1 pseudogene is annotated in these 289 nt (G+C 70.6%); it reads left to right on the top strand.

What is annotated here, in order from left to right:
* Nucleotides 1-289: pseudogene (locus tag EN824_RS34640) on the top strand (amidohydrolase); the annotation flags it as partial.

Raw genomic sequence — 289 nt, 5'->3', positions numbered from 1 at the left:
GTTTCAACCGGCCGAGGAAACCGGCAATGGCGCGGCCGGCGTCGTTGCCGATCCGCGCTTTGCCGAGATCGCGCCGGACTTCGCGTTTTCGCTGCACAATCTGCCGGGCGTCCCGTTCGGCGAGGCGCGGCTCAAGGCCGGCACCGTCAACTGCGCCTCGCGCGGCATGCGCATCGTGCTCGAAGGCAAGACGGCGCATTCCTCGATGCCCGAGACCGGCATCTCGCCGATGCCGGCGGTGAGCGAGCTGATGCCGGCGCTGCCCGCGCTCGGGCGCGGCACTTTCGCC

The organism is Mesorhizobium sp. M8A.F.Ca.ET.181.01.1.1 (genome assembly GCF_004792025.1).
In the GTDB taxonomy this organism is placed as follows: domain Bacteria; phylum Pseudomonadota; class Alphaproteobacteria; order Rhizobiales; family Rhizobiaceae; genus Mesorhizobium.
This window is presented reverse-complemented; position numbering and strand designations above follow the sequence as displayed.